21 protein-coding genes and 1 pseudogene are annotated in these 17801 nt (G+C 46.5%); all 22 read right to left on the reverse strand.

All coding sequences use genetic code 11. The features are described from left to right. Nucleotides 1-39 precede the first annotated feature (39 nt). The gene (locus BM091_RS02000) at nt 40-519 is read right to left on the reverse strand and encodes a hypothetical protein (RefSeq protein ID WP_093393091.1); all 480 of its coding nucleotides are present in this window, start codon (nt 517-519) and stop codon (nt 40-42) included. A gap of 12 nt (nt 520-531) precedes the next feature. After that, the gene (locus tag BM091_RS02005; RefSeq protein WP_093393092.1) at nt 532-1098 is read right to left on the reverse strand and encodes a hypothetical protein; all 567 of its coding nucleotides are present in this window, start codon (nt 1096-1098) and stop codon (nt 532-534) included. A 7-nt stretch (nt 1099-1105) separates the two neighbouring features. After that, a complete protein-coding gene (locus BM091_RS02010) occupies nt 1106-1300 on the reverse strand; it encodes a sigma-70 family RNA polymerase sigma factor (protein WP_177193488.1) in 195 nt (64 codons plus the stop codon). A 5-nt stretch (nt 1301-1305) separates the two neighbouring features. Continuing rightward, nucleotides 1306-1884 carry a sigma-70 family RNA polymerase sigma factor gene (locus BM091_RS02015; protein WP_093393094.1) on the reverse strand — a complete coding sequence of 193 codons (579 nt, stop codon included), beginning with the start codon at nt 1882-1884 and terminating at the stop codon, nt 1306-1308. Then, complete coding sequence (locus BM091_RS02020; RefSeq protein WP_177193489.1) at nt 1877-2692, reverse strand: MinD/ParA family protein; 816 nt, start codon at nt 2690-2692, stop codon at nt 1877-1879. Before BM091_RS02020 ends, BM091_RS02015 begins: the two co-directional genes overlap by 8 nt. Nucleotides 2693-2719: 27 nt before the next feature. Then, a complete protein-coding gene (locus tag BM091_RS02025; RefSeq protein WP_177193490.1) occupies nt 2720-3814 on the reverse strand; it encodes a flagellar biosynthesis protein FlhF in 1095 nt (364 codons plus the stop codon). Nucleotides 3815-3833: 19 nt separating this feature from the next. Then, nucleotides 3834-5948 carry a flagellar biosynthesis protein FlhA gene (gene flhA / locus BM091_RS02030; protein ID WP_093393097.1) on the reverse strand — a complete coding sequence of 705 codons (2115 nt, stop codon included), beginning with the start codon at nt 5946-5948 and terminating at the stop codon, nt 3834-3836. Between the two features lie 8 nt (nt 5949-5956). Further along, nucleotides 5957-7054 (reverse strand): flagellar biosynthesis protein FlhB, encoded by a 1098-nt coding sequence (flhB, locus tag BM091_RS02035; protein ID WP_093393099.1) that lies wholly within the window; start codon nt 7052-7054, stop codon nt 5957-5959. 23 nt (nt 7055-7077) lie between these two features. Next, a complete protein-coding gene (gene fliR, locus BM091_RS02040; RefSeq protein ID WP_093393100.1) occupies nt 7078-7860 on the reverse strand; it encodes a flagellar biosynthetic protein FliR in 783 nt (260 codons plus the stop codon). Nucleotides 7861-7894: 34 nt separating this feature from the next. Then, nucleotides 7895-8164 (reverse strand): flagellar biosynthesis protein FliQ, encoded by a 270-nt coding sequence (gene fliQ / locus BM091_RS02045; RefSeq protein WP_093393101.1) that lies wholly within the window; start codon nt 8162-8164, stop codon nt 7895-7897. A gap of 9 nt (nt 8165-8173) precedes the next feature. Then, the gene (fliP, locus tag BM091_RS02050) at nt 8174-8959 is read right to left on the reverse strand and encodes a flagellar type III secretion system pore protein FliP (RefSeq protein WP_093393103.1); all 786 of its coding nucleotides are present in this window, start codon (nt 8957-8959) and stop codon (nt 8174-8176) included. Continuing rightward, nucleotides 8922-9227, reverse strand: coding sequence for a FliO/MopB family protein (locus BM091_RS02055; RefSeq protein WP_093393104.1), 306 nt, complete (start codon nt 9225-9227; stop codon nt 8922-8924). Before BM091_RS02055 ends, fliP begins: the two co-directional genes overlap by 38 nt. A gap of 2 nt (nt 9228-9229) precedes the next feature. After that, nucleotides 9230-9550 (reverse strand): annotated as a pseudogene (gene fliN / locus BM091_RS02060) (flagellar motor switch protein FliN); the annotation flags it as partial. 64 nt (nt 9551-9614) lie between these two features. Next, nucleotides 9615-10604, reverse strand: coding sequence for a flagellar motor switch protein FliM (fliM, locus tag BM091_RS02065; protein WP_093393106.1), 990 nt, complete (start codon nt 10602-10604; stop codon nt 9615-9617). Nucleotides 10605-10622: 18 nt separating this feature from the next. Then, nucleotides 10623-11099, reverse strand: coding sequence for a flagellar basal body-associated FliL family protein (locus tag BM091_RS02070; RefSeq protein WP_093393107.1), 477 nt, complete (start codon nt 11097-11099; stop codon nt 10623-10625). A gap of 21 nt (nt 11100-11120) precedes the next feature. Next, nucleotides 11121-11885: a motility protein A gene (locus BM091_RS02075; protein ID WP_093393109.1), complete on the reverse strand. Its 765-nt coding sequence runs from the start codon at nt 11883-11885 to the stop codon at nt 11121-11123. 155 nt (nt 11886-12040) lie between these two features. Further along, nucleotides 12041-12832 carry a flagellar hook-basal body protein gene (locus BM091_RS02080; RefSeq protein WP_093393110.1) on the reverse strand — a complete coding sequence of 264 codons (792 nt, stop codon included), beginning with the start codon at nt 12830-12832 and terminating at the stop codon, nt 12041-12043. 16 nt (nt 12833-12848) lie between these two features. Then, nucleotides 12849-13574 carry a flagellar hook assembly protein FlgD gene (locus tag BM091_RS02085; protein ID WP_093393112.1) on the reverse strand — a complete coding sequence of 242 codons (726 nt, stop codon included), beginning with the start codon at nt 13572-13574 and terminating at the stop codon, nt 12849-12851. Nucleotides 13575-13597: 23 nt separating this feature from the next. Then, on the reverse strand, nt 13598-15097 hold the full coding sequence (locus BM091_RS02090) for a flagellar hook-length control protein FliK (RefSeq protein WP_177193491.1): 1500 nt from the start codon (nt 15095-15097) through the stop codon (nt 13598-13600). A 238-nt stretch (nt 15098-15335) separates the two neighbouring features. Next, complete coding sequence (locus BM091_RS02095; RefSeq protein WP_093393115.1) at nt 15336-16010, reverse strand: MotE family protein; 675 nt, start codon at nt 16008-16010, stop codon at nt 15336-15338. Beyond that, nucleotides 16007-16447 carry a flagellar export protein FliJ gene (fliJ, locus tag BM091_RS02100; protein WP_093393116.1) on the reverse strand — a complete coding sequence of 147 codons (441 nt, stop codon included), beginning with the start codon at nt 16445-16447 and terminating at the stop codon, nt 16007-16009. The genes BM091_RS02095 and fliJ overlap by 4 nt, the downstream gene beginning before the upstream one ends. A 13-nt stretch (nt 16448-16460) precedes the next feature. Then, a complete protein-coding gene (locus tag BM091_RS02105) occupies nt 16461-17801 on the reverse strand; it encodes a FliI/YscN family ATPase (protein ID WP_093393118.1) in 1341 nt (446 codons plus the stop codon).

Here is a 17801-nt window from a genome sequence, read left to right on the forward strand (position 1 = left end):
CCATGAACGCTTCAAGAGATTAACCGGGGAAAAAAATTCCTAATCGGAAGGGTTATCTGAAGTCGGAATTCCGTAAAGCCCGAGAATAAGCTCGATTTCTCCGAGGGGCTTCTGAAAGTACTGGGCTATCCGACGCGCGCTCAATCCTCGGCGGGCAAGCCTTACTATTTTTTCATGCTCGGGATTCACAGAGATGTCACCCATGGCGTTTTTTTCCACATTCATTGCACTTTCTGAAATTTCCCGGAGCCTTTCACCGAGCTCTCTTGCCGCTTCTATTCTTTCATCGAGCAGTTTTACCAGGCCTTTTATGATCTCTTCCCGCTCTGCCAGGTTTCGTTCAAACTGTTGGGCAAGGGATGCATGGGTCTCGGCCAGAGATTCCAGCATCTTCAAATATTCCATCATCTTCTTCTGAGTACGCACGTACTTCGTAGAAAAATAAACCGTTGCAATGAGCAAAACAACCAGCAACGCAAACTGAACAACCACATAGTAATGAGAATTCAACGGCATCATAAAAATCCTGTTTTACACCCTCTGCAACATCTCAAGATAAACGGATTTCACCGAACAGGGCACTTTCTCTTTATTCAGGTGCTCAAGAAGAGGCCCTTCAATTATCCTGCTCCACTGGGACTGAGCATTTTTTTCAGGCCTCTGTTTTTTCAGGAATCTGTAAGCCATATCCTTATAAAGAATCTCATTCCGCTCAAAACACTCTTTACCGTTTAAACTTGCAAAGCCAAAGGTCACATCCAGGCGTATAAAGTCCTCTTTTTCCTTGCTTTGAGCCAGGACATAAAAAGTAAGGCGGGAAACATAATTCTGAGAAGGTACAGGAGCTATTACTTCAGTACGAACAGGTCTGCTTTTTTCTTCATATCTAAATAACATGAGAGCAATCGGCGTAGTAAGGACAACGAAAATTGCTGCCATTCCCAGGGAAAACATAAACCGTCTCCGGTTTTTTTGCCTCTTTTTGACGATCTTTTCAGGCTGCCCGCTATCGCTTACGACGCGATCCTCATCGAGTTCGTCACCCCGGAAATCCGGGCCTTCCACCTGTTCAAAGTCCTCTCGATCCATCTCCGTCATGGCTCTATCACTCTGCGGCTACGCCCTCGGGTAAGTCGTCCTTTCTGAGCATTCTCCTGAGCCTGGTGCGCAGTTTAAGAAGAATGCTGGTATGAAGCTGAGATATTCTGGATTCTGTGTAGCCCAGGATTTCACCGATTTCCTTCATCGTCAGTTCTTCGTAGTAATAGAGCGACAAGATCAGCTGTTCCCGTTCGGGCAATCGTTTTATTGCTTCGGCCAGGATTTTTTTATCTCCTTTAGATAAACCTGCCTGGTTACATCCCCACCGTCCTCCGTCAGAGAATCCGGATGCTGTCCCGAATCAAGGAGATGTTCCAGCGAATAAGACAGAGAAAGCCCCCGCAGGTTATCCAGGGTTTCGTGATATTCAGAAACATCCATCCCAAGCTCATTTGCTATCTCTTCATCTTCGGGAGGACGTCCCAACCTTTGTTCCAGTCTTTCGATGACCTGTTCAATCTCGGCAACCTTTGCTCTTACGCCTCTTGGAACAACATCTTTCGAGCGTATATCATCAATCATGGAGCCCCGTATGCGTATTAAGGCATAGCTTTCAAAGGGAATTCCGAAAGATGGGTCGTACTTATCCACGGCGTCCAGAAGCCCCACCACGCCGCTGCTGAAGAGTTCATCATAGGTAATATGATCTGGCAATCGCCCCATGAGGCGCAACGCGGCCGTTTTCACAAGAGGTAGATAGCGAACCACAAGCTCGTTTCGCTCTTCTCGGCTCAAACGCTGAAAACTCAATGTTCCTGCACTCCGCAATTTCTTTTCAGACATTTAAAAGTCTCTTCCAGAAAATTCTAACCGTACCCTGCTCCACCGGTGGAGACAGCCTCAACAACCTTTCGGCAACGGTCATAAAGGCCTTTGATGCCGGGGAATTGGGAAAAAGCTCCAGCAAAGGTCTTTGCTTCATCACGGATTTACCGAGATTCTCATCTCTCGGTATAAACCCAAGAAAATCAAGAGATATACCGTCCAGAAAGTAGTCTGCCACTTTGGAAATCTGAGAGAAAATCGTTCTGGCCTGTTTCTCACCATCGACGTTGTTCACAAGAACCCTGAAATATCTTTCTCCATAACGCTGATAAAGTACTTTGATAAGGGCGTATCCGTCGGTGAGAGAAGTCGGTTCGGGAGTAAAGACAACAATCTTCTCATGAGCCACCATATTGAAGTACATGACCATGTCTGAAATTCCCGCTCCCGTATCAATAAAGAAGACATCAAACTCCATCGGAAGTGACTCAAACAGATCCATAAGCAGAATCTTCTGATCCTGAGATAGCCTTGTGAGCTCTTGCACACCCGAGCTAGCAGGCATGATGAGCACATTCCCGGGACCCTTTACTATTATGTCGGTAAGCTCTTTTTCTCCCGAAAGCACATGGCTTATATTGTATTTCGGATTCAGCCCCAAAAGCACATCCACGTTGGCAAGTCCCAGGTCGGCGTCAAGAATCATTACCCTTTTTCCCATCCGATCAAGAGCTAGCGCCAGATTTATCACGATGTTACTTTTACCGACTCCGCCTTTGCCACTGCTGACAGAGATAACTCTCACACCGTTTCCTATCCCCTCCACCTTGAAACCTCCGGTTTCCATAAATGGTCATGCCACTCCCTTCCCGGAAAGCTTACCTTGACTGCCGGGGAAAAGTAGCTTCACAATCTGCCGTTTATTTGCTTCCTCTATATCTTCTGGAACCCTCTGGCCGGCACACAGAAAGGCCAGAGGATAAGGGTAGCGTAGAAGCTGATTAACCATATTTCCATAAGTCACGGTTTCATCAAGCTTTGTGAAAATCAAGCCGCAGGGTTCGAAGGGGCCGAATTGGGCTATCAACTTCATCATGTCCTTGTCCTTCATGTTAGCACTCAATACCAAAAAGTATTTAATCCGGCCTCCACCTTCAAAGCATTTCAACAATTCGTCAACATGCTTTTTATTCATGTAATTCCGGCCCATAGTGTCAATAAGGAGTATATCACAATCACGAAGCTGACGCCTTGCAAAATTGAGTTCCTCCCCACTCTGAGCAACCATAAGCGGTAAACCCATTATATCGGCGTAGGATTTTATCTGATCATAAGCACCGACCCTATATGTATCAAGGCTGACAATACCAACCCTGTAACCACGGTCACGCTTCAACCTGGCCGCAAGCTTCGCAAGAGTCGTTGTTTTCCCTGCACCCGTAGGTCCTACAAAAGCCCAGACTTCGTCTGTTTTATCGATCTTTTCTGCCGTTAAGTTACTGAGAGGCTGTATAACCTTAATGTACTTCAGTAGTTGCTGGCAAAAAGCTGTCACCAGTTTGCCCCTGTCCTCCAGTCTCCCGTTCAGAAGTTTCACCGCACGGGTAAGAAAAAGATATATTTTTTTCTCATCCAGTTCCTGCATCAAAAGATAATGATACAGTTCCGATAGATTTCTGTGCCGCTGGAGCTCGGCAAAGGTTTGTTTCGTGCTGACCAGTAAAGAAAGAAAATCCTTGATTTCCTCGAGTTCCCTCTTTAACTCACCCGTATCTGCCGACAAAGCAGGGAAGTTGTTTTTTTCTGCAAGGGCCATTCTGTCCACATTATCGGTTGCAGCGCGTACTTCAAAAACGTGTTTCCCGTCGGGTAACATCACTTTCCTGTGATCAAGAATCACGGCATCGGGGCCGAGATCCTCTTTCAGCAATTCGAGAGCTTCCTTCATGCTAGGAGCCGTAAAGGTTTTAATCCGCATCGCTCACACGCACCACACCCACGGCCTGAATCTCGATCGGGCCTGTTATTTCATTATGGCTTATTACGGCAATATCGGGTATGAACCGCTCAAGAATACGCCTCACGTGGCGCCTTATAGCCGACGAACAGAGAATAACGGGATGGTGACCCTGATGAATCACTTTACTGGCTTCCATATTTACAGCCTGAACGAACCTGTGCAGAAAGCCGGGATCAAACCCCGGAACCGCTCCATGCTCCGTTTGCTGTATGCTCTTCTTCAGAAAATCCTCGAGGGACGGATGAAAGGTTATAACCCTGAGTTTCCCGTCCTCTGACTCATAAGGCTGCGTTATGGTCCTTCCAAGAGCCTGCCTCACGTGTTCTGTTAAGATGTCGGGGTCTTTTATAGTAACCCCGTAATCGGCCAGTGTCTCGCATATGGTCTGAAGATCTCTTATAGAGACCTGTTCCTTTACAAGATTTTGAAGCACTTTCTGAATAACGCCAACAGGGAGAACATTGGGTGTAAGTTCCTCGACCAGTTTGGGTTGAGACTCGGCAAGGTGGTCGAGCAGTTGCTGAACCACCTGACGGGTCAGCAACTGGTCTGCATACTTCTTAAAAAGCTCGGTTAGATGGGTCGCCATAACCGCTGCGTGATCGATTACCGTGTATCCAGCCTTTTTCGCAACCTCCCTTTTACTTTCTGGAATCCAGAGCGCAGGCAAGCCAAAAGCCGGATCTTTTGTGGGAATCCCTTCAATTTCCTGTTTTACAGTTCCGGGATTTATGGCAAGCAGATGACCTGCCATGAGTTCGGCCCTGGCAATTACATTCCCTTTCAGGAGCAACTGATATTCCATAGGCCCTAACTGGAGATTGTCCTTTATGTGCAAGGGCGGGACCACAATGCCACGCTCCAGAGCAAGTTGCCTTCTTATGGCTTTAATCCTCTGCAACATCTCACCGCCATGACTTTCATCGATGAGCGGGATAAGGCCATAGCCGATTTCAAGCTGGAGCAACTCAAGCGGCGGCGGGAGCTCTTCAACCTCCCTTGCCACTCCCGAAGCATCTTCCTCTGGAGCCTCCTGCTCCGGCTTCTCTCCTTCTTTTGCAACTCGCTTCATAAGCTGCCATGAAAGCCCTAGAAGGCAGGAGCCCACGAAAAACAGGGGCAGGGCCGGAAAGCCCGGAACTATACCCAGACCGTAGAGCATCAGACCGGCCAGAGCTACCGGTCTCGGTTGCAGGCGAAATTGCCTGACGAAGGCTCTTCCGAGCCCCATATCCGTCTCTGCACGGCTTACGAGTATTCCCGCCGAAGTGGATATAACTAGAGCGGGGATCTGCGAAACGAGACCGTCTCCAACGGTTAAAATCGTGTAGGTCTCCAGCGCTTCTTTAAGTGGCATCCCTCTCAAGATAACGCCTATCGCAAGCCCCCCGAAGATGTTGATAAGAGTTATGAGGATTCCCGCTATAGCGTCACCTCTTACAAATTTACTGGCACCATCCATAGTGCCGTAAAAATCGGCCTCCCGGGCAATCAATTCCCGCCTACGTCGCGCCTCGGTTTCATTTATCAAACCAGCATTCAGATCCGCATCAATGCTCATCTGCTTACCGGGCATTGCATCAAGAGTAAACCTTGCAGCAACCTCGGAAATACGCTCGGTACCCCTGGTTATTACGGTAAAATTAACAATGACGAGGATTACAAAAACAACAAGCCCTACCACATAATTGCCCCCCACAACGAATTGACCAAAAGCCTTTATGATGTAGCCGGCAGCGGAGGGCCCTTCGTGACCGTAAAGCAAGATCAAACGCGTACTGGCTACATTCAGGGCCAGACGAAAAAGAGTGGTTACCAGAAGTAAAGAGGGATAGATAATGAAGTCCAGGGGTTTTAATGTGTAGATCGCCGTCAAAAGAATGACGATCGCAAACGAAATATTGAGCGCAAGAAAAATGTCAAGCAGGCGACCGGGGAGAGGTAGAAGCATAACTGCAAGAATACTTACGACGGCAATGCCCATAAGGGCATCGCTGTCGGAAATATTTCTCAATCTTCCGAGAATCCCCTCGTTCACTTCTGTTTTTGACACAGGTCCCATACTTCAGCCTACCCTACTTTCTTTGCGTCTGCCTGCCATCTTCTCTTCCTCTGATGATATACGTAAGCCAGTACTTTAGCTACAGCCCTGTAGAGGGCAACCGGGATGGTGCCCTCCAGCGGTACCTGCCTGTACAAAGCCCGTGCCAGAGGAGGATTATAAACCACGGGAACACCATGACGACGGGCAATACGAATTATTCTTCTGGCCATGAAATCAACCCCTTTTGCTACAACCTTTGGAGCCGACATCTCTCCAGGCCGGTACATCAGAGCTACTGCGAAATGGGTCGGGTTGGTCACGACAACCTCTGCCTTCGGAACCTGTGCAAGCATGCGAGCTCTTGCTATCTGGAGTTGCTTCGCCCTAATTTTCGACTTTATTTTTGGATCACCTTCAGCCTGCCTGTGCTCTTCCTTAACCTCCTGTTTCGTCATCATCAGGTCTTTTATATACTGCCATTTCTGGTATCTCCAATCCAGGTAAGCAAGCAGAACCATTACGGCAATGACCTTGAACAACATGATAAAGGCCAGAATGCCCAGTGTTCTGGAAATATCAAAGTTTGAGAGATAAACGGTCTGGGCTATTTCTGCGGCCTTAGAACGGAAAAGAGAATACATAACATAGGACACCACCACGAACTTTATTACGGCTTTACCCAGGTCCACGAGGGACCTCAAGCTGAAAAGCCTTTTAAGGCCGTTTACGGGATGAATTGCCGAAAGATCGAAGCGAACCAGATTTTTCCACACGAAAAGAAATCCTTTGTTCTGATATAAGTTCGCAAGGACGGAAAAAATAAGGCTCAGGGCAACAGCGGGTAGAGCCGAAATCAACAGAGACTCAACAGAGCGTCTGAAGGTCAAACCCGAAGTTAAATCTCCGGTTGTGATCAGACCAAAACCGTCACCCCAGAGGTATTGAAGCAGAGCTCTAAATTGATCATGTATAATCGCCAGGGAAAACCACAGACCGAGAGCTCCTCCTATTAGGGATGCCAGCGTATTGATTTCGCGGCTTTTGGCAAGCTTTCCTTCGCTTCTTGCCTTCTGTAAGCGCTTTGGAGTTGGTTTTTCCGTTCTCTCCTGGGCACCAGCCGGCAATGCAACACCTCTTGAGCGTCAATTTACCGTCGCAAAAGAACCTGAAATATAAAGTCCGTCGCCATCCTGAATCCCTGTGCAACGGCGGTTGACCATGCTTCAATTGATAGGGCAGCAAAAAGGATTCCAAGAAGGATTGTAAAGGCAAACCCAACGATCAGAATGTTTATCTGAGGAGCAAACTTAACAATAAGGCCCATGCCGAGCTCGCCCAAAAAGAGGGTTATCATTATGGGAGCGGCTATTTTCAGGGCCAGAGAAAAAACCATCCCCGAGAAAGCCACTAATCGGTCCAGATTCTCCGTCGAGATTGCAACAGCCAGCGATCCTACCGGAAATTCCTCAAAGCTTTCGTAAACAGCTCGGATCACAACATGATGGCCTTTAAGGGCGAAAAAGATCAATGCCGCAAGTATCTGAAAAAATCTGCTTATAAGTGTAATCTGTACTCCCGTTACCGGATCGGCCACCCTGACAAAGCCAAAGCCCATCTGAAAACTCACAATGTCACCGGCCACCTCAAAAGCTCCCATAACGATGAGCAAAGAAAGCGAAAAAACAATCCCGGTGATGAATTCGGAAACAACAAGGCTCATGACGGCTACGGGGTTAAGATCAACAGGGCGGACATATTCTGACAGGGGTAAATAAAATACAAGCGAAAAACAGAGGGCAAGAAAGGCCTTGAAAGTATTCGGCACATCCTGCCCTCTGAAGTAGGGGAACAAAAACAGCATTATGCTTATGCGCAGGAAAATTCCAAGAAAGGTCAAAAGATGAGGTATCGAAATGTACCATGGTTCCACGGAACTCGTTGCTCCTAAAGACACACCTTCGAATTTACCTTATCCAGTAAGGCAAATTTTCAAAGATAATCCTGGTAAAATCGGTTATTTTTGATATCATCCAGCTTCCAAATATGAGAAGTGACACAAAGGTGACCACAATTTTCGGAACGAAGGTAATCGTAGCCTCCTGAATCTGGGTAACGGCCTGAAAGATACTGATGATTATACCAACAGCAAGACTCACGAGTAGAACGGGAAGACTCACCATGAGCATTATTTCCAGAGCCTGACGCCCCAGACCTATAATGAACTCATCGGTCATAACTTCTCCTTAACCAAAGCTTTTCACGAGTGATCCGACCAGAAGATTCCACCCATCGACCAGCACAAAAAGCATTATTTTAAAGGGCAGGGAAATCATCACCGGTGGAAGCATCATCATACCCATGGACAGCAATATACTTGCCACTACCATATCGAGGATAAGAAAAGGTATGTACAACAAAAAGCCAATTTCAAAGGCCGTCGTAATTTCACTGATTGCAAAAGCGGGGATTACCACCGTAAGTGGTAATTCATCAGGGCTCCTGGGTTTGCTCTTGGACGAAAGAGAAACAAACAGAGCAAGATCCTTTTCACGGGTATGCTTCAACATAAATTCCCTGAAAGGGCGCTGGATGTCCTGAAGAAATTCTTCCCCGCTGATTCTGCCTTCTCTATAAGGCACATATGCTTCATGATAGGCTTTTTCCCAAACCGGCTTCATAATGAAAAAAGTTAAAAAAAGCGCCAGCGATACTATGACCTGATTGGGAGGGCTTTGCTGAGTTCCCAGGGCATGACGAAGAAACGAAAAGGCTATTACCAGCCGTGTAAATGACGTCGTCATGAGCAGTATTGCAGGAGCCACAGAAAGGATCGTCAAAATAATGACGATCTGAAGAACCGTTGAAAGTTGCTTCGGTCCATCCTGTGCATTCAGATTTAGTGTAAGGGGCGGTACATTCAGCTCGGCGGCAGGAGAAATACGGAAAGCAAGCAGGGCAATGGCAAAAGCTAAGAGAAAAATCGAAAAAGCCTTAGCGATCCCCCTTGGACAAAAGTGCCGAACGCCCATCTGTATCTCCGTCCATTTCTTTAACCACATAGACCCCGGCAGGAGTTACCGCAATGAGCAGGGCCTTACCGGCCCATTCAACATGGGCAAGATAGGTCTTTGGAGAAAGATACTGGCGTTCCACCACGGATATCAGACGCCCTTTTCCGATACCGGTAACGTAAAGGCCTTTTTTTCTGAAAAAGAAATAGACCAGCACCAGCAGGCAGATGATCCCAAAAAGAGCTATCACAATTTTGATTAAGGCATGAACAAAGGTTGGATCCATATTTACTTTGGACCGAGCTGTTTAATCCTTTCAATTGGGCTAACTATATCCGTTATCCGAACGCCGAACTTCTCATTGACCACCACAGGTTCACCCCGAGCAATAAGCTTGCCATTTACGAGTATTTCAAGGGGTTCTCCGGCAAGTTTTGTTAACTCAATAACAGACCCCTGACCGAGCTGCAGAAGATCGTTTATCAGGATGGTGGTACGTCCGAGTTCAACCGAAACTTCCAGAGGAATGTCAAGAAGGAACTCCAAATCACGGACCTTTTCTTGCTTTTCCGCTTCGCCGTCGACCTTCAGATCGGGGAATTCAGCATCCCTTTCGGCCTGACCGTCAATACCGGCCTGGGCATTTTGCTCCATACTCACATACCTCCGCATACTACTGAATTTCGGGATAAATCAGCTCTTCTATTTTAACCGCCTTGCTTCCTCTGAAAATACCGGGATACCCTGTAAACTTGGGCACTCCCTGGACCTTAACGGTCAGGGGTTTCCCGGCATCCTGATTCAACACTATTACGTCACCCACTTCGAGCTTGAGGAGCTCCGATGCCTGAATGGTTGTACGACCCAGCTCGACTACAAGCTCCACCTCCACTTCCGTTACTCTTTTCTTAAGCCTCCGCAACCAGGTTTCGTCTATTTCTAGCTGATCGCTCTGAAAACTTGCATGCAACTTGGACCGTATGGGCTCAATGGTTGAGTAAGGAAGGCAGAGAATCATCTTCCCAATTGCCTGATCGAGCTCGAACTCAAAATGGATCACGATGACCAGGTCGCTGGGCGGAACAATCGCCGCAAACTGCGGGTTAACCTCACTTCTTACAAACTGAAACTCAATGGGAACAACCGGTCTCCAGGCATTTTCCAGCTCAGAAAGAGCCATTCTCACAATTCTCATAATTATTCTCTGCTCAACGGAAGTAAAATCGCGACCTTCGATCTTGAAATGACTGCGTCCCGTTCCGCCGAAGAAGCACTCTAAAAGATTAAAAATCAATTTACTTTCCACAACAAGCAGGGCATGACCACGCAAAGGCTCCATCTTGATTATGTGAAGGCTGGTCGGCACCGGAAGAGTTTTTAAGAATTCTCCGAATTTCATCATGTCCGTCTGTGTTGTAGAGATATCCACGACCCGCCTGAGTGCGCTGGAAATCGTTACCCTGTAAAGGCGGGCGAATCTTTCGTTGATTATTTCCAGTGTTGGCATACGACCACGAATGATCCTGTCCTGGGCAGTCAGGTCATAAGGCCGTATGCCTTCAGGATACTGTTCCTCCTCGGCTTCCTTGGCGGGCTCTATTTCGCCCTCACTCAGCCCTCTGAGTAAAGCATCTACTTCTTCCTGAGATAAGATCTTTTCCATAAAATCCCCGCGTCCTGATTATTGAACGAGAAATTCAGTAAAATAAATGTTGAGGACGCGACCTGTTGTCAAAATAGAATTAAGCTTTGTCATGATCTCTTTTTTTAAAGCAAGTTTCCCACCTACCGTTGATATATCATCGAATTCTTTACTTGATAGTATCAAAAGTATTGTATCCCTGATTTTATAATTATTCTGAGTGATTTCTTCAATTACCTTCGGGTTATCCAGTTCCAGATCTATCGTCAGTTTTAAATATCTCTTCCCACCAGGATCGGCCAGGTTGACGAGGAAAGTATCAAGCTGATGGGTTATTACCTGCTGCAGCTGAGGAGCCTTATCCGGCGTACTTTCCTCATCTTTAGAAGAAGCAAAAAATTTCTTGTAGGCAAAAAAACCTCCCCCACCGAGAATTAAAATTAAAACCACCAGAATTATTAATTTTAACTTTGATCCCTTCTTCTTTTCATCTCTGGTTTCTTCTGTTTCTGCCATTTCAGTCGATCACCTCCCGATTTACTCAAACCTGCTCACTCTTTTGCTGGGAGCAAGAAAAGAATGCAACTTCTGTTCAAGAATCCTGGGATTTTCCCCATTTGCCAGTCCGATTATACCGGCAATTATCATTTCCTTAACAAGAGTTTCTTCCTTGCTTCTGGTACGGAGCTTTCCGGCCATGGGTAAACAAACGAGGTTTGCACCTACTGCTCCGTAGAAGGTGGTCAGTAGCGCTACTGCCATGGCAGGTCCTATTGTGGAAGGATCTTCCATCGTCTGAAGCATCTGTACCAGGCCTATCAGAGTACCGATCATTCCCATTGCGGGGAAAAAGGTTCCCATGGTATCCAGAATCTCCGCCCCGTTCTGATGTCGCTCTTGAAGATACTCAATCTCGGTCTCAAGTATTTCTCTGAGAGCATCAGGCTCCATACCGTCTATGGCCATTTGCAGGCCCTTGGCAAAAAAAGGATCATCTATGTTGGGAAGTTCTGCTTCAAGAGCCAGGATTCCTTCCTTTCGGGATTTATCTGCAAAGTCCAAAAACTGATCAACTATCCTTTCCGGAGTCCAAACTCTTGTAAAAAAAACATTTTTCACGACCTTGATCATCCCTATGACTTCGTTGAGGGGGTGTCTGATCATTGTAGCTCCCATGGTACCCCCTACAACGATCATAAGGGAAGGTATATTAATAAAAAGCCCCAGTCCACTTCCCATCATAATGGAAATGAGGACCAGGGAGAAGGCCAGTACGATTCCGATCAGAGTTGCCAGATCCATATCCCGCGACTACCTCGCGCTTGGTATGTCCCTCACACCTATTTCCCCATCATTTTTCCGGTTCACAGATCATGTAAATAACATTTCAAATACTCTACACAAAGACAAATGATTACCTGCTTTTCAGTAATTGCCTATCGGCCCAAAACGATCTTCTATCGTACAATGTTTACGGCAGTATTCAACATATCCGCTGCCGTGGTTATCACCTTCGAATTAGCATTGAAGTTTGCTTGATAGATTACCATGTTAACCAGTTCTTCAGAAAGATCCACATTCGAGCCCTCGATGGTATAGCTCATAATGGTTCCGAGTCCATTAGTCCCGGGTTGAGCCGGGTCTTGACGGCCTGAATTCGGTCCTTCTCGGTACAAGTTATTACCGACCCTGATCAAACCGTTGGGATCCCTGAAGGTAACCAGCCCTATGGTGGCCAGAGGATCGGTGCTCATATTTCCCGTGGCAGCTTCAATGCCGTAAATTTCACCGTTGCTGTTAACAACAAATCCGCTGTACTGGTCCAGGTCGAGCGTTATCGGGTTACCTCCTACATCTAAAAGGCTATAGCCCAAATAATTTACCAGTTCACCATTTGCATTTACATAAAAACTTCCATCTCGTGTATAGAAATTATTTCCCTGCGCATCCCGTACAACAAAGAAACCTTCACCGTTGATAGCCATGTCCGACCATTTGCTGGTGTTTATCATGGGCCCCTGACCCCAATCGGTTAAAATTGCAAGAGGATAAGATCCGGCGCCCTCCCGATCGTTAAAGGACGAAATGGTGGAGTAATAACTGCTTACCAGATCCGCAAAGCGTATCTCGTTGGACTTAAAAGCAGTCGTGCCTGCATTGGCAATGTTGTCACTTACCACCGAAATGGCTGTACTGAAACTCCTGAGACCGCTTACACCATTGTACATTGCTGTACCCAAACCGGCCATTTCTTCCTCCTATATTTTAAACACCGTTCTGGTTTTTTGCTCCACTTTCTTCACTATTGCTTTCTCTGCTATAGATTTCTTCAACAAAGCCAAAGGGCATTTTAAGACCGGTTTCTCTGTCGAGAATCAGATAAGGCAAACCGGACAGAAATTTCATTCCTGCCACATTTCCTTCTACATCGGGGTAAACCGTCTTGGTCTCGCCGGTCTGCGTTACAAGCTGAACTTCCACTTTGTAGTCACCATCTTCAACCTGATTTCCGTAGTAGTCTTTGCCGTCCCAGTCAATTTCATATGTACCGGCTTCAAGAGACCCCACCTCAATAGAACGAACCATCTTACCGTTTAGATCATATATGTTTATGGTAACCATGCCGGGTTCTTCGAGAGTATAAGATAGACTTACAGGAACACCGCCGGTTACGGTGATGACGTCTGTATTACCTGAGACATCCCTATCCACAAGGGCAAGTGCCTGAGCATTATTGATGGATGAAAGGTATTTGCTGGCATAATCAAGATATTCGTTTGCTCTGGTAAGTTGCTCCACCGTGCTGAACTGAGCAAGCTGAGATGCCAGTTCATAGGATTGCATTGGATTCAGGGGGTCCTGGTACTCCAGTTGTGTGGTGAACATCCTGAGAAATGCATCCATCTCCAAAAGATCGGTTTTACCGGTATCTAACAGCGTCTCACTGCTGAAAGGCGGGATGCCCAGTATGTAGTTTTCAGAAACGCTCATACCAAACCACCTCTTTCAGAAACTCAGGCGAACAAATAAACAGATCCGCTATGCCATTTTTTTCCAGACAGCAGGTTAGGTTTAACTCCTTTATCAACGGTCATAGAACCATTCCCCCTGGACCCGGAAAATATTTCCCTATCGGCCTTTTCCGCCGTACCTTCTTTGTCATCTCCAGAATGGACATCAACGGAGAAACCGTCGAGAACAAGGCCCTGTTCCTGAAGATAGCGTTCCAGTAGATACTGAGATTGTTGCATCATGTCCCTTACGGAATCGTTTGAAGCCGAAATGTGGGTGGTGATGCGATTACCCTCAGCCCTGAGTCGGATCAAGATTTGCCCTAGCTCGGGAGGTTCGAGCTGAAGAACCAGCTGATTCCTTCCCTCAACTACCATCCTCTGCAGGTAGCTTGACATTTGAGAAACCCAGGAATGAGTGCTAAACGTTGTGAAGGAACTTACAGGAGTTTCCGGATTTGTCATTCCACCGGATAAACTCAGGGTACCCTCATAACCCGTGAAACCAAGCATAGCTTGATCGTTATGCCCCATGTTTCCATTGAATCCACCGTTGTTATTTAAATTGGATCCCAAAGTACCATCAACTCTTGATACACTCGAATGTCTGGCAATGGACAAATTCAGGTTCTCTCTCACCGAATTGATATCCCTGACATTTCTCAAATTAAGAGGTCCACTTTCTGAAGCAGAGCTGGTCAAATCATCCGAACTGTAAATATCACTCCCCATTAAAAAGTTCTGTCGAGTTGAATTAGTGGATGTCACAATATCGGAGTTCTGGTTCAAATATTGCGCAACCAGCTGATCTTTACCGCCTGAAGAAGCTTTCAGATATTTTGCATCCAGAGTTATCAGGTTATTTTCTCTGCTTTCCGATGCTTTCTCTGCAACATTACTCAATATTTCTCCCAGTTCAGAAAAAGAAAAAGTCTTATTACCGTCAAATGAAATCACAAAACCTCTGTCGTTATTATAACCGATTGGGTTCAGTAGCTCATTAATAGTTGTGCCGGGAAGTGCGGTCAGTTTAAGGCCATTTTTCTCAAGATCGGTTACGCTTTTTATCAGAGACAGGAAGCTTTGAAGTGATACCTGATTTGACTCATTTGTCATCGAATGAAGGGTCTCAATAACATCGGAAGGAATACCAAATTTTGCCAACAACTGTTCTACATTCTTGGCATCAAGAAAAAATTTATCCAGCAGATCCTCGACGCTGCCTGATCCCGAATCATCGTCGGATAATAGAGTTTCTTCAGGGGAATTGAGCGATTTTTCTTCAATGGGCACGAAGTAGTAAGCCAGACCGAGATCATTTACAACCTTCTCAACCAGATCCTCTTCATCTTTCTCAGATTTTCCATCGTCACTTTTTTCTTCAGCTCGCGGAAGCTCACCTGAATCTACTTTTTCTCTCCTTTCCCTGTAGCTCCTTACTTCGTCCAGGAAAAGGCTTTCATCTCCGGTCCCGTTCTTTCTCTTACTACCACTTATTACCAATCTTCCGGTACCTTCCGATAATACCGGCGATCCGTCTACTGCCTTCACCAACATGATTAACTCCGGTTCTCCCTTTGTCCCTGAAGAACTGCACTCAACTTCTCAGGCAACCTGATTCTCAGGCAACAACCATACCAATCTCCGCCACGCTTTAGTTTCCAGGGAATCGGGAAGGAGCAACGATCAAATGCCGCGAAAGAAAGGAGAAAAATTTTTCCGTATTAAGGGAATGAAATAATCACCTGGCAAGAGGTTCTTTTTTTTCCGTGAGCTTTTGAGTAATTCGCGCGGCCTTCTTGATGTCCATACTGGCAATAATCTTGGCCGCCTGATCGGTGGACATCCTGGAAATTATCTGGGTAACCAGATCATCGTCCAGTTTTTCCAAAAGAGCCGCTGCATCTTTTGGTTTCATGGTAACGTAAATCTTAACAAGAGTATCCAGCCTTTCGTTTGCAAGCTGTTCCTGTTGACGGTTAAAAGCTTCAATGCTTTTCTGAAGTTCTTCCAAGTGTGCCAGTTTGGTATTCAGATCCTTTTCGAGTTCCCTAAGGATTTTTTCTCTTTCCTTAAGGGCTTGCTCTTTCTTTTGAATTTCTAATTCTTTTTCTCTCAGGTACTTCATGTATTCCGCCACTGACTCAGTGGATACTGTCTCACCTGAATTAGCACCTTTGGATTCTTCTTTATCGGAGTTCACTGCTACTGTGTTTTCACCGTTTGTCGTCTTATCCTGAGCATAGGCATTTTTACCCATATCCGCCTTTAGAGCGGGTAAATTTTTCTCCGGCTTATGGTGTTCGTCAGCTTTTAGCGTAAAATTCCTCGCAAGATCAAACAACTGAATACCGGAGAGCAAAACAAACCCAAGACAGCTTAAAAGCACGATCCAGAATATTGTTCTGGTTTTCATGGTTCTTTCACCGTTTTTTGTACGGCAATTTCATCGGCAAGCTTTTGTTCCTTTTTGGTCTGATCACGCCTATACTCCTGGACTTCCTGACGTTTTAGAATTTCGAGCATCTCCAGCCTTTTCTTGGCCTCAATAAGCCGCTCACGCTGCTCTTCCATTTCTTTTATGGCTTCTTCCAGTCGTTTGCGGGTCTGCCTGGCTTTTAACTCCAGCCCATAGAGGTTCTTAACAAGGAGCTCATGTTCTACGGCCGGAAGTCCTTCGCACTGTTTTTCGTATAGCAAGTCCTGGCAAAGTTTTTTTTGACTTTCTATTCGATCGACCTCACTTTGCACCTTCCTGACCTTTTCAAGGGCTCTGCCGAAATCTTGTTCAACACGCTCAAGCAAGTGCCGTCTGTAGTGAAGAAGCTGCTCAAAGCGAAACCGGAATGCCATAAATCACTGCTCCTCATTCAAAGAGACTGAAAAGAGCTTCTCTGGCTTCCTCAATCGTGCACCTTTCCTCAATGTCCTGTCTCAAATAAGCTTTCAACCTGCCTATCATAGAGATTGCATAATCCGTTTCCGGATCGGAACCCTTCACATATGCACCTATTCGTATCATATCCTCATTACGCCTGTAATTTGCCAGAACCTCAACAAAACGTTTTGCCGCATTCCTGTGTTTTTCATCCAGCAATTGATCCATAAGGCGGCTTACACTTTTCAGAAGGTCTATAGCGGGATAATGACGATTCTGTGCAAGTCCACGATCCAGCACGATATGTCCGTCCAGTATTGACCTTACCGTATCGGCAATAGGATCTTCGAAATCATCACCTTCTACAAGCACCGTGTAAATCCCGGTTATGGAACCCCTCTCAAAGTTCCCTGCCCGTTCAAGTAGTTGAGGGAGGGCACTGAAAACACTGGGAGTATATCCCCGGCTGGTCGGCGGTTCTCCGGCGGCAAGTCCCACTTCCCGCCCGGCCATTGCAAATCTGGTTATGGAATCCATCATAAGCAGCACATCCATGTTTTGATCCCGAAAATACTCTGCAACTGCACAGGCCAGATAAGCGGCTCTCATTCTAAGTGTTGCCGGTTGATCCGATGTGGCGACCACCACCACAGAATGGCTCATCCCGGAAGGACCGAGCTCATTCTCTATAAATTCACGCACTTCTCGTCCCCGTTCCCCCACCAGAGCTATCACATTCAGGTCGGCAGCGGTATATCTCGCAATCATTCCTAACAGAGTACTTTTTCCCACACCGGAGCCGGCAAAAATTCCTATCCGCTGTCCCTTTCCTACAGGAAGCAATCCGTTTATTGCTCTTATGCCCACATCCAGTTGTTCTCTTATCAAAGGCCTTGTGAGAGGATTGACTCCCGATCCTCTGAGCGGGTAAGGCAAGCCTTCAGAAGGGATTACTCCTAAACCATCAATAGGGCGTCCCATGGCATCAATAACGCGACCCACAAAGGCGTCGGAAACTCTGATAACGTCAGAAGCCTCAAACCGCCTCACCAAGCAACCCGGCCGAATTCCCCGCAGAGGCGATAAAGGGCTGAGCTTCATTCGCTTATTCTCAAACCCCACAACCTCGCCCACTATTGGGTCAGAACCGTTTGCGGTAGAGATAGAACATAATTCTCCCAGTGCGCACCTCAATCCCTCAACCTCTATGAGATTACCGACGACCCTGACCACCTTACCGTATTTGACAAAAGGCGGTTTCTCATCGAAAAACGGCAATAGATCGTACAGACCAAGGTAATCGGTATTTCCCGACCTTGTACCCGTCAT

Origin of the sequence: Thermodesulforhabdus norvegica, from assembly GCF_900114975.1 — a bacterium.
In the GTDB taxonomy this organism is placed as follows: domain Bacteria; phylum Desulfobacterota; class Syntrophobacteria; order Syntrophobacterales; family Thermodesulforhabdaceae; genus Thermodesulforhabdus; species Thermodesulforhabdus norvegica.